General features: G+C 67.9%; 17 protein-coding genes, 1 tRNA gene and 1 other RNA gene. 8 read left to right on the forward strand and 11 right to left on the reverse strand.

Annotation, left to right across the window (positions count from 1 at the left end):
• Positions 1-115: 115 nt before the first annotated feature.
• The 4 genes from ACLD0U_RS10655 to ACLD0U_RS10670 all read right to left on the reverse strand — a co-directional run bounded on the left by ACLD0U_RS10655 (position 116) and on the right by ACLD0U_RS10670 (position 4678).
• Positions 116-1339: an acetate/propionate family kinase gene (locus ACLD0U_RS10655; RefSeq protein WP_206551512.1), complete on the reverse strand. Its 1224-nt coding sequence runs from the start codon at positions 1337-1339 to the stop codon at positions 116-118.
• Entirely contained in the window at positions 1336-3441 is a 2106-nt protein-coding gene (gene pta / locus ACLD0U_RS10660) for a phosphate acetyltransferase (protein ID WP_410340613.1), read from the reverse strand. Before pta ends, ACLD0U_RS10655 begins: the two co-directional genes overlap by 4 nt.
• 9 nt (positions 3442-3450) lie before the next feature.
• Entirely contained in the window at positions 3451-4017 is a 567-nt protein-coding gene (locus tag ACLD0U_RS10665) for a hypothetical protein (RefSeq protein ID WP_224818713.1), read from the reverse strand.
• A 61-nt stretch (positions 4018-4078) separates the two neighbouring features.
• A complete protein-coding gene (locus tag ACLD0U_RS10670; protein WP_274367548.1) occupies positions 4079-4678 on the reverse strand; it encodes a rhomboid family intramembrane serine protease in 600 nt (199 codons plus the stop codon).
• 107 nt (positions 4679-4785) lie between these two features.
• On the opposite strand from ACLD0U_RS10670, the gene ACLD0U_RS10675 reads away from it, so the two are divergent.
• From ACLD0U_RS10675 to ACLD0U_RS10685, 3 genes are read left to right on the forward strand one after another with little or no spacing between them, the layout of a single operon-like run.
• Complete coding sequence (locus ACLD0U_RS10675) at positions 4786-5325, forward strand: RNA polymerase sigma factor (RefSeq protein WP_206551510.1); 540 nt, start codon at positions 4786-4788, stop codon at positions 5323-5325.
• Positions 5309-6295 (forward strand): hypothetical protein, encoded by a 987-nt coding sequence (locus ACLD0U_RS10680; RefSeq protein ID WP_410340614.1) that lies wholly within the window; start codon positions 5309-5311, stop codon positions 6293-6295. Before ACLD0U_RS10675 ends, ACLD0U_RS10680 begins: the two co-directional genes overlap by 17 nt.
• Before the next feature lie 2 nt (positions 6296-6297).
• Positions 6298-6807 (forward strand): peptidase inhibitor family I36 protein, encoded by a 510-nt coding sequence (locus ACLD0U_RS10685; protein ID WP_410340615.1) that lies wholly within the window; start codon positions 6298-6300, stop codon positions 6805-6807.
• 13 nt (positions 6808-6820) lie between these two features.
• Here ACLD0U_RS10685 and ffs read toward each other — a convergent pair.
• Positions 6821-6917, reverse strand: an RNA gene (gene ffs, locus ACLD0U_RS10690) — signal recognition particle sRNA small type.
• Positions 6918-7029: 112 nt separating this feature from the next.
• Between ffs and ACLD0U_RS10695 the strand changes: the two genes are divergently transcribed.
• From ACLD0U_RS10695 to ACLD0U_RS10705, 3 genes are read left to right on the forward strand one after another with little or no spacing between them, the layout of a single operon-like run.
• A complete protein-coding gene (locus tag ACLD0U_RS10695; protein WP_179410119.1) occupies positions 7030-8010 on the forward strand; it encodes an AAA family ATPase in 981 nt (326 codons plus the stop codon).
• Positions 8011-8056: 46 nt separating this feature from the next.
• Positions 8057-9226, forward strand: a complete 1170-nt coding sequence (locus tag ACLD0U_RS10700; protein ID WP_410340616.1) for a DUF58 domain-containing protein — start codon at positions 8057-8059, stop codon at positions 9224-9226.
• Complete coding sequence (locus ACLD0U_RS10705) at positions 9219-11480, forward strand: DUF3488 and DUF4129 domain-containing transglutaminase family protein (protein WP_410340617.1); 2262 nt, start codon at positions 9219-9221, stop codon at positions 11478-11480. Before ACLD0U_RS10700 ends, ACLD0U_RS10705 begins: the two co-directional genes overlap by 8 nt.
• Here ACLD0U_RS10705 and ACLD0U_RS10710 read toward each other — a convergent pair.
• Positions 11468-12367: a rhodanese-related sulfurtransferase gene (locus ACLD0U_RS10710; RefSeq protein WP_410340618.1), complete on the reverse strand. Its 900-nt coding sequence runs from the start codon at positions 12365-12367 to the stop codon at positions 11468-11470. The two genes, ACLD0U_RS10705 and ACLD0U_RS10710, sit on opposite strands and share 13 nt — an antisense overlap.
• 267 nt (positions 12368-12634) lie before the next feature.
• Positions 12635-13420 carry a hypothetical protein gene (locus ACLD0U_RS10715; RefSeq protein ID WP_410340619.1) on the reverse strand — a complete coding sequence of 262 codons (786 nt, stop codon included), beginning with the start codon at positions 13418-13420 and terminating at the stop codon, positions 12635-12637.
• Positions 13421-13713: 293 nt separating this feature from the next.
• Between ACLD0U_RS10715 and ACLD0U_RS10720 the strand changes: the two genes are divergently transcribed.
• Positions 13714-14214, forward strand: a complete 501-nt coding sequence (locus ACLD0U_RS10720) for a Fic family protein (RefSeq protein WP_410340738.1) — start codon at positions 13714-13716, stop codon at positions 14212-14214.
• A 110-nt stretch (positions 14215-14324) separates the two neighbouring features.
• Here ACLD0U_RS10720 and ACLD0U_RS10725 read toward each other — a convergent pair.
• The 3 genes from ACLD0U_RS10725 to ACLD0U_RS10735 all read right to left on the reverse strand — a co-directional run bounded on the left by ACLD0U_RS10725 (position 14325) and on the right by ACLD0U_RS10735 (position 15712).
• Positions 14325-14412: transfer RNA gene (locus tag ACLD0U_RS10725), tRNA-Ser, on the reverse strand.
• Positions 14413-14466: 54 nt separating this feature from the next.
• Positions 14467-15072: a GNAT family N-acetyltransferase gene (locus ACLD0U_RS10730; protein ID WP_224818704.1), complete on the reverse strand. Its 606-nt coding sequence runs from the start codon at positions 15070-15072 to the stop codon at positions 14467-14469.
• Entirely contained in the window at positions 15047-15712 is a 666-nt protein-coding gene (locus ACLD0U_RS10735; RefSeq protein ID WP_410340620.1) for a phosphatase PAP2 family protein, read from the reverse strand. Before ACLD0U_RS10735 ends, ACLD0U_RS10730 begins: the two co-directional genes overlap by 26 nt.
• 56 nt (positions 15713-15768) lie before the next feature.
• On the opposite strand from ACLD0U_RS10735, the gene ACLD0U_RS10740 reads away from it, so the two are divergent.
• Positions 15769-16101, forward strand: coding sequence for a cupin domain-containing protein (locus tag ACLD0U_RS10740; protein WP_224818702.1), 333 nt, complete (start codon positions 15769-15771; stop codon positions 16099-16101).
• Here ACLD0U_RS10740 and ACLD0U_RS10745 read toward each other — a convergent pair whose 3' ends face one another.
• Complete coding sequence (locus tag ACLD0U_RS10745) at positions 16102-17076, reverse strand: carbohydrate ABC transporter permease (protein ID WP_410340621.1); 975 nt, start codon at positions 17074-17076, stop codon at positions 16102-16104. It lies immediately after the preceding gene.
• Between the last annotated feature and the right edge of the window lie 2 nt (positions 17077-17078).

Below are 17078 nucleotides of genomic sequence, written 5' to 3' on the forward strand. Positions count from 1 at the left end.
CATCCCACCCACCGAGGCGTGTCATGTCGCCCTGCGCGGCGACACGCCGCGCAGGTCTGGGATTTCCGACGGGAACGTCGCGCACCGATGAACGTCGGATGCCGGCATCCGACGCTCAGATCACACTGAGCGTCTGCCGCGCGATCTCGAGCTCCTCGTCGGTGGGCACGACCAGCACATCGACCGCCGAGTCGTCGGCCGAAATGCGTCGGATGCCGGGCGCGCGCTCGGCGTTGCGGTGGGGATCGATCCGCACGCCGACGAACCCCAGGGTCGCGAGCGCATCGGCACGTACCTTCACGGCGTTCTCGCCGACCCCGGCGGTGAACGAGATCACGTCGACGCCGCCGAGCTGCGCGATGTACGCGCCGGCGTACGCACGCAGCCGGTGGATGTAGACGTCATAGGCCAGCCGAGAGGCCTCGTCACCGGCATCCGCTCCCGCGAGGATGTCGCGCATGTCGTTGTGCCCGGCAAGCCCCAGCAGACCGCTGCGTTTGTTCAGCAGGTCGTCGAGTTCGTCGATACCGAGCCCGGCGCGACGGGAGAGGTGCAGCAGTGCGGCCGGATCGATATCGCCCGAGCGGGTGCCCATGACCAGACCCTCCAACGGGGTGAGCCCCATCGACGTCTCCACCGAGCGTCCGCGGTCGACGGCGGTGACGGATGCCCCGTTGCCGAGATGGAAGACGAGCTGTCGGATGCTGTCGTTCGCCCGCCCCAGGAACTCCGCGGCATGCTCGCTGACGTACTTGTGGCTGGTGCCGTGGAACCCGTAGCGGCGCACCCGGTGCTCACGGGCGATCTGGGCGTCGATGGCGTAGGTGTAGGCGGCCGGCGGGAGCGTCTGGTGGAACGCCGTGTCGAACACGACCACGTGGGGCACGTCGTCGAAGACGGCCCTCGCGGCGACGATGCCGGCGAGGTTGGCCGGGTTGTGCAGCGGGGCGAGCACGCTGAGCTCGCCGATCTGGCGTTCGACGTCGGGCGTGACGACGGTCGGTGCGTAGAAGCGTGCGCCGCCGTGCACCACGCGGTGGCCGACGGCGACGGGCCGATGCTCGGTCAGGACGGGGCCGTGCTCGGCGAACAGCGCAAGCATCGCCGCGAAGGCCTCATCGTGGTCGGCGATGGGGCGGTCGTCTTCGTATCGAGCCTCGAGGATGGTCGGTGCGGGCTCGCCGGGAGAGGCCACCGTGTGGACGGTGTGCGCGACGGTGCTGACGGGCTGGCCGATGCGCTCGATGAGTCCGCCGGCGAGCTCGACCTCGCGGGTCATGTCGAGCAGGCTGTACTTCAGCGACGACGAGCCGCTGTTGATGACGAGTACGTGACTCATTCGTCCGTCCCCTGCGCCTGGATGGCCGTGATCGCCACCGTGTTGACGATGTCGTCGACCAGCGCGCCCCGGCTGAGATCGTTGATCGGCTTGTTCAGCCCCTGCAGTACCGGCCCGATCGCCACGGCGCCGGCCGAGCGCTGCACCGCCTTGTAGGTGTTGTTGCCCGTGTTCAGGTCGGGAAAGACGAACACGGTCGCACGGCCCGCCACGGCCGATTCCGGCAGCTTGGCCTTCGCGACGGCCGCATCCGCCGCGGCGTCGTACTGGATCGGTCCCTCGACCGGCAGCTGCGGGTCGCGAGCGCGCACGAGAGCGGTCGCTTCACGCACCTTGTCGACGTCGGCGCCGCTGCCCGACTCGCCGGTGGAGTACGACAGCATCGCCACCCGCGGATCGATGCCGAACTGCCTCGCTGTGCCCGCCGACGACAGCGCGATGTCGGCGAGCTGCGTGCTGGTGGGGTCGGGGATCACGGCGCAGTCTCCGTACACGAGCACGCGGTCAGAGAGTGCCATGAGGAACACGCTGGAGACGACATCGACGCCCGGCTTGGTCTTGATGATCTCGAACGAGGGGCGGATGGTGTGCGCGGTGGTGTGCGCGGCGCCCGACACCATGCCGTCGGCGAGCCCGAGGTGCACCATCATCGTGCCGAAGTACGACACATCGGTGACGGTGTCGGCCGCCTGCTGCACGGTGATGCCCTTGTGCGCGCGCAGCCGCGCGTACTCGGCGGCGAACCGCTCGACCATGACCGGATCCGTGGGGCTGAGGATCTGCGCCTCGCTGATGTCGAGCCCGAGGGCGACAGCGCGGGCCCGGATCTCGGTCTCGTCGCCGAGGATCGTCAGGTCGGCGACCTGACGGGCCAGCAGCACGGCGGCGGCCCGCAGGATGCGGTCATCGCCGCCCTCGGGCAACACGATGCGCTTGCGGTCGTTGCGTGCGCGTTCGATGAGCCCGTACTCGAACATCAGCGGAGTGACGACGGTCGATTCGGCCAGTCCCATCTCGATCGTCAGCTCGGAGATGTCGACGTGGGTCTGGAACAGCGCCAGTGCGCTCTCGTAGCGGCGGCTGCTCTCGGCGCTGACGCGGCCACGGGTGTTCATGATGCGCACCGCGGTGTCGTAGGTGCCCAGATCGGTGGCCACGATCGGCACGGTCAACTCGATGCCGTCGATCAGCTGCAGCACCGGATCGGGCAGCGGGAAGGGGCCGTTGAGAACGATGCCCGCGAGGTCGGGGAACGTCCCCGATGCTGCGGCGAGCAGCGTCGCCAGCAACGTCTCGGTGCGGTCGGCGGCGATCACGACGACGGCGCTCTCGGTGAGGCGCGGCAGCACATTGACCATCGACATGCCGGCGATGACGATGTTGTACGCCTCGCGTTCGAGCAACTCGTCCTCGCCGCGCACCAGCGTGCCGTCGACGGCCCGCAGGATGCCCCGCATCGAGGGCGCGACCAGCGCCCGGTCCTCGGGCACGGCCCACACCGGGGTGCGCAGGTCATCGATGCGCTCGACGATCTCACCGAGCATGTCGGGTTCGGCGCGGTTGACGATGATCGCGAACAGTTCGGCCCGCTCGGTGGCGAGCTCGCTGCGCGCGAGCGCCGCCATCTGCTGAATCTGATCGGGTGTGCGGGCCGTGGTGGTGCCGAGCTGCTCGGCCTGGTTCTGGCTGTCGCGCCCCGAGAGCACGAGCAGCACCGGAACGCCGAGGTTCGCGGCGATGCGCGCGTTGTAGCTGAGCTCTGCGGGGCTGGCGACATCGGTGTAGTCGCTGCCGAGCACGACGACGGCGTCGCACTGCGCTTCGACCGCCTTGAAGCGGGCCACGATCGTGCCGAGCGCACCTTCGGGGTCCTGCCGGACGTCGTCGTAGCTCACGCCGATGCACTCGTCATAGTCGAGGTGCACGCCGTCGTGGGCGAGCAGCAGCTCGACGACGAAGTCGCGTTCGTCGGTCGAACGGGCGACGGGGCGGAACACCCCGACGCGCTCCGACACGCGCATCAGTGCGTCGAGCACGCCCAGCGCGATGGTCGATTTGCCCGTGTGCCCCTCGGCCGAGGTGATGTAGATGCTGCGTGCCACGGCTCCAGCCTACGGCGACGGGCACTCCGCAGACAGCGCCACGACGACGCGGGTGGCGTCGTCCTCGAAGCGCGCGTAGTGGTCGCGGTCGCTGTTGATCTGGACGCGATGGATGGCGTGTGAGGGTTCGAGCGTCTGCCACTGCGGCACGCGTTCGAGGCGGGTGAAGAACAGACGAGCGGCGGTGGCCGGGTCCATCCGGTCCTCGACGCTCCCCCACCAGTCCTGCTGTTGGAACAGGCCGATGCTCGAGGTTCGGGTGCCATCGGGGTTGGTGACGCCCGAGGTCTCCCAGTCGCCGTAGTCGATGTTGCGCAGCGAGCTCTCGCCCATCGCCGCCATCACACCGAGGATCTGTCCGTCCCTTTCGAGGCCGAACTCGTCGGCGGTGCGGATGATGATCGCCGCGTTCTCGAGCTGCTCGCCCTGCCACCCGTCGACCCCCGCGTCGGGGAACGTCCGCGGCTCATCGACGCAGTAGGCGTCGGATCGCGTGGCCGTCAGCACCCCGACCACGGCGAGCGCGCCCGTGATCACGATGGCGGCGGATGCTGTGATGCCGGCGATCTTCAGCATCCGCCGTCGTTGTCGACGGTGCCGGGCGCGGCGCCGCATCCGCGCGGCGCGTGTGCGCCGCTCACTCACGGCTGCCGACCTCTCTGCGGCGGACGAACACGGTCAGGCCGCCGCCGATGGCCCCGAACAGATGCGCCTGCCACGACACACCGCTGTGCACGCCGAAGATGCCGGTGAACATCGTCGTGCCGTACATCACCACGACGATCACGGCGATCCCGGCGTACGCGAACCGGTGAGCGAGGCGACCGGGGGCGAGCACCCGCACGACGACGTACCCGAAGTAGCCGAAGACGAGCACGGACGATCCGACAGTGAGGGTGCCCGGTGCGTTCACCAGCCAGGTGCCCGCGCCTCCGATGAGCGCGACCATGGCGGTCACCGCCCAGAAGCGCTTCGCCCCTTCGACGGCGACGAGGCAGCCGAGCACCAGGAACGGCACGGAGTTCGCGATGAGGTGCGCCCAGCCGGCGTGCAAGAGCGGGCCGAGCACAACGCCCTGCAGACTCCCCAGATCCCACGACCGCAGGCCCCATCCGACGAAGCTGCCCGGGAGGACGGCATCCGCGAGCTGGATCACCCACATCAGCGCGAGCAGCCCCACCGGGGCGAGGAAGCGCGTGAAGTAGGGAGAGGCCGGGGCTGGAGCGGATGCGGTCACACGACGATCTTCGCAGGACAGGGCGGGAGGAGGCTGGGCGTCGACGCCTCGCCGCTGTGGGAGGATCGGGCCATGCAGTATGACGGTGTTCCGCGGGTGGTCTGGCGATGAGGCGGCGACGCATCGTCCTCGAGGAGAACCGCCGAACGTTCGATGCGCTGGTGGATCGCTTCGGCGCGGCCGCGCTGCGTCATGCGCAACGCGTCTTCATGACGTTGGAGGATGCCCAGGACGCGGTCGAGGATGCGTTCGAGCGCGCCTGGGTCGTTGTGCGCGATGGCGGGTCGGTGAACCTGAGCTGGCTGCTGCGCGTCATCGACACCTCCAGCGGAGACGGCAGGGCCCCGGCGCCTGTTCGGCAGGCCCCGGCGCTCCTCGGCGAGGTGCTGCGCGCTGCCGCATCGCCGGAGGGCGATCTGCGGATCGATCTGGAGTGGGTGTTCTCAGACCTGTCCATCGGGGAGCGCCATCTCATCGAACTGGTCGACATGGACGGCTGGACCGTCGCCACGGCAGCCAAGATGCTGGGGCTTCGCCAGGCCGTGGCGCGCAAACGCCTTCAGCGCGCACGGCAGAAGCTCCATGCGCTGCTGTTCGCCGCCGAGGTCGGCCTCCGAGCGGGAGGTGAGCATGTCCGATCTGCGTGACGATGAGCGACTGCGTTCGCTGCTGCGGCGCATCGATCCGGCCCAGGCGGCATCCGACGCCGGTCCGCCGGCATTTCTGCGCGCACTGCGCGACCGTCTCGCCGCCGAGCAGGCTGCGGCCCGCAGTCGCGAGCGCCGCCGCGCATCGCGGCGCTTCGGCTGGACTCTGGCTGTCGCATCCCTGGTGGTGGTGGCCACCGTGTCGGTGTCGGTGGCGTTGGGTGGTCAGCGTGCCGAGGCCGTCAGCCCCGTTCCGCTGTCGTTCACGGCTCCGGCGCCGGTGCCGCAGGTGGTCGCCGAGGCGACGGATGCTCTGAGCGGACCCGCCGGAGTCGAGAACCCGGCTCGGCGGGTGCACACGATCTCATGGGCGATCTCGATCGATGACGGGGAGTTGCAGGCAGCGGTGACCCCGCAGATCGTCGAGCTGGAGTGGAACCCCGATCTCTCGGGCCACTCGCTCGTCGTCGAAGGCCGTGTGCAGCCCGGGAGCGATGGCGGGCCGGGACGCGTCAGCGCCACCGACACCGTGGTGTCGCAAGTGACATTCGCCCCGGGTGAGTTCGGTGTGCCGAGTCCGGAGGGTCCCCCAGCGACCGTGGCCGGCATGACAGAGCTGCTGACGATGTACGGCATGCCCGAACGCCCGAGCGCGGGAGATCTGGTGCAGTCGATGGTCACGGTGATGGACTACTGGACGCTCAGCGATACGCAGCATGCAGTGCTGTTGGAGATGCTCGTGAGCACCGGTGGGGCGGCCTCGTTGGGGCAGTCCGTGGATCGCCTCGGCCGGGACGTTGCGGGAGTGCAGATCGCTTCGACCATCGATGGCTTGACCGACACCGTGCTGCTCTCGTCGGACTCGGGACGGATCGTCGGAGTGGAGACGATGCGCACCGTGGCGGATGAGACGGTACCCGCGGGCACCGTTGTCGAGTACCGGATGTGGGATTCACAAGAGGAGCAATGACCATGAAGCGCAGCAGCACGATACTCGCGGCCCTGACCGCCGCGGTCGCCCTCGTACTGTCGGGACCGGCGGCACTCGCCACGGATTCCCCGCCGGAGCCGAGCGCCGATATCGCCGCGGTGATGGCAGCGGTGCCCGGCGGCGTGCTGCTGGATGCGCACCATGCGACGTGGCCGGCGCTCGGGCTGGAGATGACCTCGGCGAGTGGTGTTTCGACACGCACTCTCTCGTCATCCGCGGTCGGGTCGTCCGCCGTCGGCACGGCTTCGGTCGGTTCCTGCACCAGCGGGAGGGTGTGCGCCTTCTCAGGGAGCAACCTCAGCGGCAGCCGACTCAGCTGGTCGACGTGCGGCACGTTCTCGATCAGCGCGTTCACCGTGCGCTCCATCGCCAACGCGCGCTCGACCGGCTACCTCCAGGCCCGCAGCGGCACGACGGTCCGGGCCACGGCGAAGGCGGGCGCATCGGCGAACGTGTTCGGCAGTGTGACGAACGTGCGCTGCGTGAGCTGAGCACCCCGGCAAAAGAAAAGACCCTCCGCGCACCCGACAGAGCCCGGTTACCCTTGCTACGTTTCCGTCCTGGGGGAGTTGGCCTGGGTGTCGTCACGCGGAGAGCCGTCGATCAGTCTACCCGACGCTGCGCGCGGCGCTGACCGCCGGCATCTCGGGGAACCCCTCGCTTCACACCGGGTTACGATCGAGGCACGCACCGTCGCGCACGAAGGGCATCGCATGCACGAGAACGTTCCGCAGATCACCGCCGAGCAGTTCGCCGAGCAGACCGCGCGCATCACGGCCTCGGTCACGTCGGTGATCGACGGCAAGCCGGATGCCGTGCGCAGCGCGCTGATCTGCCTGCTCGCTGAGGGGCACCTGCTGATCGAGGACGTGCCGGGAGTCGGAAAGACGATGCTCGCTCGCGCGCTGGCGGCGAGTGTGGATGCCACGGTGCGGCGCATCCAGTTCACGCCGGACCTGTTGCCGAGCGATGTCACCGGTGTCGCCGTGTACGACCCGGTGGGGCGGGAGTTCGAGTTCAAGCGCGGCGCTGTGTTCGCGCACATCGTCATCGCCGACGAGATCAACCGGGCCTCCCCCAAGACGCAGTCGGCACTGCTGGAGGCGATGGAAGAGCAGCAGGTGACTGTCGACGGCGCCACGCACCGTCTGCCCGAGCCGTTCCTGGTGGTCGCGACGCAGAACCCGCTCGAGATGGAGGGCACGTATCCGTTGCCGGAGGCCCAGCGCGACCGGTTCATGATGCGGATCTCGATGGGATACCCGGATGCCGCGTCCGAGACTCTCATGCTGCGCCAGCGTGAGACGTCCAACCCGCTGTCGGCGATCGTGCCGGTGACCGACGCGGCGACCGTGGAGCAGTTGATCGCCTGGGCACGGCGCGTGCACGTCGCCGAGTCGCTGGAGGAGTATGCCGTCGCGCTCGCACAGGCGACCCGCATGGACCCGAGCCTTCACCTGGGGGCGAGCCCGCGCGCGACCCTGCAGCTCGTGCGCGCGGCGAAGGTCGCGGCCGCGCTCGATGGTCGCGACTTCGTCGTTCCCGACGATCTCGCCGACCTCGTGATCCCGGTGTTCGCTCACCGGTTGCTCGCGGCGCGTGGCGTGCACCGTGCCGGGGCACAGCCCGTCGAGAGCGCCCTGAAGCAGATCGTCTCGCGCGTGCCCGTGCCGTTCGCCGGGGCACGCGTCTGAACCACGCAGACCAGATTCGACCACAGAGACCATGAGACGTCGTAGGTTGACCGCCCGCGGATGGGGATGCCTGATCATGGGCATCCTGCTGGCGATCGCGGCCAACGTCGCCGGCGCTCGCCCGCTGCTGTACTTGGGCGTGCTGTTGGTGCTGCTGCCGCTGGTCTCGATGCTCGTGGCGTACGCGCCGCGGCGCCGCGGCGCCGTGTCACGGCAGATCTCGACCGATCTGCTCACCGTGGGCGAGTCCTCGCGCGTCGCCCTGCGGTTCGATCTGTACGCCCCGGGCGTCCCCCGTGGTATCTGGCGCGACACCTTGCCGGATGCCGTGCGCGGCGATGCGCAGGGCGAGTATCCCGGTGACTCCGCGCTGCTGCGCTATGAGCTTGAGGGCGTGCAGCGCGGCATCTCGACCCTCGGCCCGCTGGTGCTGCGCACCGTCGACCCGTTCGGTCTCGCGCAGCGCGAACAGGAGTTCGGTGACACGCGCACGATCACGGTCGTCCCTCAGGTCGTGGCGCTGCCGTCGCTCCCCTCGAAGGTGGGCGCCGCGGGCGGTGCTGCTCAGACCCGGTCCACGCGCCTCGGGCAGGGTGCCGACAACCTCATTCCTCGGCCGTACGCGTCCGGCGACTCCCGCCGACGCATCCATTGGCGTGCGACGGCGCATCACGGCGAGCTCATGGTGCGCCAGGAGGAGGAAGAGGCCAGTCCCGACGCCGTCGTCGTGCTCGACCGTTCCGCCGCACGCTGGGACCGGCCCGCCGACGGGCCCGATCTGGAGTTCGAGACAGCGGTGACGCTGTGCGCGTCGGCGGCCCTGCGGTTCGTGCAGGACGGCTACAGCGTCGACGTCATCGACAGCGCGGGCGGCCTGCTCGGCGCGCTGCGCGGACACGAGGACGACCGCGAAGACCTCATGGTCGCTCTGGCCACCGTGACACCCCGCGGTGAGGCGCGCGATCTGCGCGCGATCGTCGGCAGCACTCCCCCGGGACCGCTCGTCGTGATCACGGGGCGGATCTCGGTGGCGGATGCTGACCGCTTGAGCACCGCGGGGGCGGCAGCACCCCTGCTGTTCGCCGCCGGCGCAGAGCGCGGCGCGCTGAGCGCGGCGGCCGCGCACGGCTGGAACACCGCCGCGGTCACGTCCGGCGATGAGCTGGATCAGACGTGGGCGGATGCCCTCCCTCAGGCGCAGGTGTCCGGTGTTTGATTCAGTGACGGCGGACTCCGCGGCCACCCGCGCCACGGAGCGCAGGGGAACCGCCGATCTGCGTCCCATCAGCCCCATCGTCCCGGGATTCCTCGCGGGAGCGGCGATGCTCGTCGCGCTCTGGCCGTACACCGGGGCGATCATGCCGGGCACGTGGACGTTCGTGGCCTTCCTGGCGATCATCGTCGCCAGCGGCGCGGGTTCGCTCGGGCGTGTGATCTTCCGGCGGCTGCGCGCGGGCATCCGCGATCTGCTCGCCCTCGCGGTGCAGGTCATCATCACGATCATGGCGTGCACCGCCCTGCTGGCGAGCGATACCGCCTTTCTCGGGCTGATCCCGACGCGACTTTCGGGGCAGCTGATCGCCGTGCGGATGCAGCAGGCGATCGATGAGATCGCCGGCGGTGTCGCACCGATCGCGGCATCCGCCGGGCTCGCGACAGCAGTCGGGGTGCTCTTCGCCGGCGTGACGATCCTCGTCGACCAGCTGCTGGCGCACCGGCAGATCCTGCTCACCGTGCTGCTCACCTCGGTGATCGGGGTGCTGCCGATGCTGGTCTCGTTCGGCTCCCTGAACATCGCGTGGTTCCTGATGCAGGCTGTCATGATCCTGATCATGCTGCGCTTCGGTGCCCGGCACGATGCGTCCGCGCCGCGACGCACCTCGGCGCTGGCCGCCACGATCGCCGGTGCCACCGCGATCGCCGTGACTCTGCTGGTGACGCCGATGCTGCCGATGGGCGCGGCACTGTCGGGCACCGGCCCGACGTTGACGGTTCGAGCCGACCTGCGCCTGGGCGATGATCTTCGCCGCCCCGAAAGTGTCGAGGCTCTGACGCTGGTCACCTCGGGCACCGCTCCCCCGTACCTGAGGTTGGCCACACTGTCACGGTTCGACGGCGAGATCTGGCGACCTGACCGCACCGATCTGCAACCGCTCGGCGAGGGCTTCGGCGAGCGCGACTGGGGCGAAGCGATCGAGACGACCGAACGTCGGGTCTCGATCCGGGTGCTCAACGTGTCCAGTGACCGCCTGCCGGTTCCCTATGCTCCCGAACGCGTCACCGGCATCGACGGCGACTGGCAGGCGATGCCCGCGGGACGCACAGTCATCAGTGAGACCGAGAACGCGGCGGGCGCCGACTACACGGTGCGCACGGCGACCGCGGCGCCGACGCTCGAGCAGATCCGCCGGGCGCCGGCATCCGACCTCGGACGCGCCCTCCCGCGCACGGTGAACCTGCCACCGGTCATTGCCGACACGGCCCGCTCGGTGACGGCTGAGGCCGACACCGATTACGACCGTCTGATCGCTCTGCAGGACTGGTTCCGCGGCGAGTTCACCTACTCACTCGATGCGCCGGTCGACGAGGGATTCGACGGTACCGGAGCTGACGCCGTCGCCACCTTCCTCGACAAGCGCACCGGGTACTGTGTGCACTTCGCGGGCGCTTTCGCGCTCATGGCGCAGGCCCTCGACATGCCGGTGCGCATCGTCGTCGGATATCTGCCCGGCACCGCGACCGACCAGAGACGCGACGACGACATCGTCTACTCCGTCTCGAGCGACCAGCTGCATTCGTGGCCCGAGGTGCACTTCGACGGCATCGGATGGGTGCCTTTCGAGCCGACGGCCACACTCGGTGTGCCCACCGCTTTTCTGTCGGAGACCTCCGCAGGTGGGAGCGGCGACGGGCCCGACGCACCGACACCCACCACGGCGCCGACGACAGCACCGTCCGACGTGCCGACCGGCGGACCCGACCGTCTCGATGAGCAGTCCATCGGTGATCAGCAGCTGCAGACGCTCAATCCGCTGCCCGTCGTGCTGGTCGCCCTCGGAGCGCTCCTGCTCGCGCTGCTGCCCGCCCTGGTGCGTGGAGGCACGCGGATGCTGCGCATCAGCCGGGCCCGTCGAGGAGACGCCATGGCGGCGTGGCAGGAAGTGCGCGACACGATGGCCGACCTCGGCCTACCGTTGCACGCGGCCGACACGGCTCGCGTCCGCGCTCGCTATGTGGTCGCCGAACGCGGCGCGGACGCCGACGCGATGCAGCAACTGGTGGAAGCTGTCGAACACCGCAGCTATGCGCCGACGGCATCCGCCGATGATGATCTGTCCGTGCCGCTGCGCGGTGTGCTCACGGCACTCGAACGAAGTGTCGACGGCCACCGCCGCGTGACGGCACGATTGCTGCCGGCGTCGCTGTGGCGCCGCGCAGCTTCGCTTCGGGGACGTGTTCAGGAGGCGTGAGCGCGGTGCTCGTCGCAGAGCACGACGTCGCAGTTCTCGCAGACGACGAACTGGCGCCGGCACGAGAGGTCGGGGCAGTTCGCGGTGCGCTTGGTCGCACCCCCGCACCCGATGCACTCGCCGATCACCGCGGCATGGTCTGAGAAGTCGATCGACCCGCGCCCGTCGAACACGTACAGCGATCCCTCCCACAGGCCGTCGTCACCGTACTTCTCGCCGTACCGGACGATGCCGCCCTCAAGCTGGTACACCTCGCCGAACCCGCGCGCGATCATCAGACTCGACAGCACTTCGCAGCGAATACCGCCGGTACAGTACGTCACGATGGGCTTGCCCTTGAGATCGTCGTACGCTCCGGATTCGAGCAGCCCCACGAAATCGCGGGTCGTGTCGGTGTCGGGCACCACGGCGTTCCGGAACCGGCCGATGTCGGCCTCCAGCGCATTGCGTCCGTCGAAGAACACCACCTCATCGCCGCGCTCGTCCATCAGCTCGTGCAGCTGCTCGGGGCTCAGGCGCGCCCCACCGCCGACGACGCCGTGATCATTTACCGCCAACTCGCCGGGGGCACCGAACGAGACGATCTCATCACGCACCTTGACGCTGAGCTTCGGGAAGTCGGTGCTGAATCCGTCGGCGTCGAGGCCGCTGCCCTCGCTCCACTTGATATCCGCGTCCTTGAACGCCGGATAGTCGCGGAACCGCCGCAGCCACTTCTTCACCGCCGGCAGGTCACCCCCGAGCGTGCCATTGATGCCGTGCTCCGAGATCAGGATGCGCCCGCGCAACTGCAACGACGCACAGAGGTCGCGCTGCCACAGCCGAATCGCATCGGGATCGGCCAACGGGGCGAACGCGTAGAACAGCACGATCTTCGGAGTGGGCATCAGCCGATTCTACGTCGCGTGGCTCGGAGTCCGCCGTCGCCGACGGATGCAGAAAGGGCCCCTAGCTGTTGTGTCTCGTCACCCGCGGTGCACCATGGTCGGGCCCCACTCCATCGCGGGCGCACTTCCAGAAGACATCGGAAGTGACTTCGAGCTGCTCCCGCCGGATGAGCGGAATGACGTCCTGCGCGTACGAATGGGACGCCGGAGCTACCTACATGCCCGGCGTCCCACCCATCGACACAGCTAGCACTGCGCCCAGAGCTCCTATCTGCGCGTCAGAATACGATTGACGACCTCATCCGTGATCCCTGCGTAGCCAATGAGAATAGGCTGCAAGGGCTCTATACCCTTCTTCCCCTCCGAAGTCACATCGATAAGTGGAGTGAACGCGTAGAGGTCGAACTGTGGATCGCATGCGAGATCAAGCACGACAGTTCGAGAAGTGCCCTTCGCGACCCCGATATCCACGTCAAGAATGTCCACCCCAGCACCACGGGAACTGACGCCGTCAATCTCAAACGGGAGATCGCCCTGCACATCAAACGATACGGAATTGCACTCACTAACACTGGCGGGATACTCACCAGAGATCTCAACAATGCCGTCTGCCCTTATTCGCTCGAAGTTCCACTCGCCAACATTGTAGTTTTCGGGCCCATGATCTCCAGCTAGCGTTATGACGATCTCGCTCATGCTGAAGTTATCGACACTCAGCGGCATTTCTACGACAATCGCCCCAAGACGGGTACCATCCTGCTCCCCGCCCGGGATTAGTCGGACCGCACCCTCACCAAAAACCAGATCACCACCATCTGTGTGATCATTCTTGGCGACAAGCTCGCTTATGCCCGACCAGATCGGATCGTCCGACGGTGCCGCAACAACCAGATTGGCTGAAGCGGCGCCATCGCCCGCCACGACCACGTCAGCCGAAATCCGCGCAAAGTGAAGCTGCGAAGACTCAGCTTCGGTCGCGCATGACGACAGGAAGAACAGCCCCACGGCCATCGTCGCCAGGGCCGCAGTTCGTCTAGAAATAATGCTGATCACTGATACTTCACGTAGATTTCTTGCGTGTTCTTGATCGGTGCATAGAGATCGGTCTTCTTGTCTTTCACCGTGATACCTTGCACTTTCGTCACCACTCGAACGTGACCGCGAAAGGTTGAAACTTTGCGATGCACAGCAAGGCTATCCAGTGATCGGTACACTGTCTGTCCCCTGTTTGGGGGACAGACAGTGTACGCAACACATCGGAATCCGATCTCGACACCCCCGAACTTCGGGAGATGACAACCGGGATGTGAATTGGGCGAAGCGCCCTGTCACCGGCGCGTTCAACCCTGAGTTGTACCGCTCACGGGGGACGCACCGCAGCGTCCCCTGAGGCATCTGAGGAGCACTCTGCTTCCGAATGGCCTCTCACCGCACACGGCGCCCTTCGTGCACCGCACCATGAGGGCGTGCCCGCACTGATGGCTGATCTGGTCGACTTCAGCCAGCGCACCGACGTGCCGTTGCTCGCTCATGCGGCGACCACTCACGCACAGTTCGAGACGATCCACTCATTCTCCGACGGCAATGGCCGAACCGGCCGAGCAAACCCCGAGGCGATCGTCTCGGCAGTGACGACTGCCGCCTTCGCCGCCGTGGCCAATGGCCAATGGCTCGTCGACGAGCTGAGCGTCTCCGACGTCGCCGCCGGCGCCGCCATAGACCGGATCGTCAACGGCGGCGCGCTCGTCAAAACGAACAACTACAAGCGCAACCGCATCTGGCACGCCCCCGACGTCCTCGCCGCGCTCGATCGCTTCGGAGCACGCGCCAGGCGCCGAGTGCTCTGAATCACGCGCCTGAGTCCCGACACAAGGTACGACGCCATACGTCCGCACCCCCGACAGCAAAAAGTCCTGAGCCGCGACTAGTTCGTAAACTCTGTCGCGACTCAGGACACTGGCGGTGACGGAGGGATTCGAACCCTCGGTTGCTTGCACAACACACGCTTTCCAAGCGTGCTCCTTCGGCCGCTCGGACACGTCACCAGGAACAACCTGTCCATCCTATCCGATGACGAGGGCGGGTTCGGACCAGCCCGCTCAGTCGACCAGGTGCACCCCGTACACGACGGTGTCGGCATCGGCCTGCAGACGATGCATGCCCAAGCGATCGTAGAACGCGCCCGCCCCCGTGTTTGTGGCGTTCATACCCAGGTGCAGACCGGGAACGCCGCGCCGCTTCAGCTCGGTGAACAGCGTCTCGATCAGCTGTCGCCCCAGCCCCATCCCCTGGGTCTCTGGCAGCAGGTCGATGTGCAGGTGTGCCGGGTACTCGGCGGCGTGCGCGTTCGTTCCCGGCGCCCGCCGACTGGCGTAGCCGATGATGCCGTCCTGTCGGGTCGGCTCCGCCGCACCCGACAGCGGGTACGCGCCCATGCGCGTCGGCCACCACTCCTCGCGGAACCACTGTTCGAAAGCCTCGGTGTCATCCGTCGCGACGACGTAGCCGATCGTGCGCCCGTCGTCGGATTCGACGACCCAGGTCAGGCCCGCGTCGCGCACCGCGTACGGCACCGCGAAGATGTCGCCCCACAGGCGGTCGTCGGTGAACATCCCGGTCGCATCGCCACCGGCATCCGCGGTCTTCACGCAGATGTCGTAGAGGGCGTCCCGGTCGGCGTCACGGTAGGGTCGGATCTTCGGCACGGGGGCTCCTCGCTGATGCGGCTGGCGGACCCGACCAGCCTAGCGAGGCCCAGCCCCACAGCATCCCCGCCACGAGCAGAGCCGCCGACGCGCCGACCAGCACTCCCCCGATCGTGTCGGTGATCCAGTGCACCGCGAGGATCGTGCGCGACAGCGCCATGACGAGCACCCACAGCACACCGACCACCGCGACCCAGACACGGGGGAACACCAGCCACAGCACGACGGCGATGGTCGCCGCGTTCGCGGTGTGCCCCGAGGGGAACGATCCGAAGTCCGATGCGACCAGCATGTCATCAGGGCGCGCACGCGCGAACAGGTTCTTGAGCAGCTGGGTCAGCCCCGCACTCACGATGAAAGCCGAGGCCGCGAACACCGCCGATCGCCACCGTCGCACCGCGACCAACGACGCCACGATCAGCAACGGCACCAGCAGCACCGCGATCCACCCTCCGCCGACGCGGTTCATGAACAGCGCACCCCACAGCACCCACGGTTCGCGCAGCTGCGACGCCGCGCCGTTCCAGAACTCGTCCAGGGCGTTCGTCGCCCCGGCGGGCACCGTCACCACGAGGATGCCCAACGCGATCGCTGCGGCGAGCAGCGCCCCTCCGGTGATCAGTAGCGCCCGTCTCGTCATCACCCCATTGTGCCCGGTTCGGGCATCCGCACCAGAGCGCGGGCTATCCTCGGGGCATGAGCGCAGACCAGCCGTTCCTGCTCGCGGCTTCGGCCGCCGACTTCGTCGCCGCCCACCCGGTCGAGGGCGGCCGGGTCACGCCGCACCGCACCCTCGACGGCGACGGATTCAAGATCCGCACCCTCGTCATGGATGCCCGAGCGATCATGCGGGAGCACCGCGCCCCCGTGCCGATCCTGGTGCAGGTCGTGTCGGGGCGCATCCTGTTCCGGGTCGGCGGAGCCGAGCACAATCTCACCGCGGGTGGCGCGATCCAGGTCCCCGCCGGCATGCTGCACGAACTGGAGGCTGTCGACGCCTCGCACGTGCTGCTGGTGTTGCTCGGCTGATCACCCCTTGGTAGAGCCGGCGAGCAGGCCGCGGACGAAGTACCGTTGCAACGCGAAGAAGACGATCAACGGAACGATGATCGAGACAAACGCTCCGGCGGTGAGCAGGTGCCAGTCGTTTCCACGGGTACCCGTGATCTCGGCCAGCAGCTTGGTGATCGGCGCGGCGCCGCCGTCGGCGAAGACGAGGGCGACGAGCAGGTCGTTCCAGACCCAGAGGAACTGGAAGATGGCGACCGAGGCGATCGCCGGCATCGTCAGCGGCAGAACGATACGGAAGAAGATCTGGCCTCGCGAAGCGCCATCCACACGCGCCGCCTCGATGATCTCGCTCGGGATCTCGGACATGAAGTTGTGCAACAGGTAGATCGCCAGCGGCAGCGCGAACATCGTGTGCGCGAACCACACCTGCGCGTAACCGCCGGATGCCCCCAGCGGCAGGGTCACCTGCAGGCCGAACAGGTTCAACCCCCTCGAGAATGTGCTCAGCAACGGCACCAACGCCATCTGGATCGGCACGATCTGCAACGCGAAGATGAAGATGAACAGGAAGTTGCGCCCCTTGAAGTCGATCCAGGCGAACGCGTACGCCGCCATCGACGCGATCATCAGCGGCACGATGGTCGCGGGGATGGTGATGGCGATCGAGTTCACGAACGACTCGAGCATCGTCAGCTGCGTCGTACCGGACGAGAGGACATCCACGTAGTTCTCGCCGGTGACCTCGGGGTTCAGGAAGAACTCCCACCACCCGCTCGTGAGAATCTGATCCCGCGGCCGGAACGACGAGATGAACAGCCCGAGCGTGGGGATCGTCCACAGCACCGCGATGATGATCGATGCCGCCGAGGCCCACGGCCGACTCAGTCGCTTGCGGGCCCGTCCTGCCGAGGCGTTCAGCCCACCCCCGGTCGTGATCGCGCGGGTGCTCATCGCTACGTCGGCCTGCGGGGTCGCCGCCGTCCCTGGGTTCATCG

The organism is Microbacterium sp. 2216-1 (assembly GCF_046507855.1).
Lineage (GTDB): Bacteria > Actinomycetota > Actinomycetes > Actinomycetales > Microbacteriaceae > Microbacterium > Microbacterium esteraromaticum_C.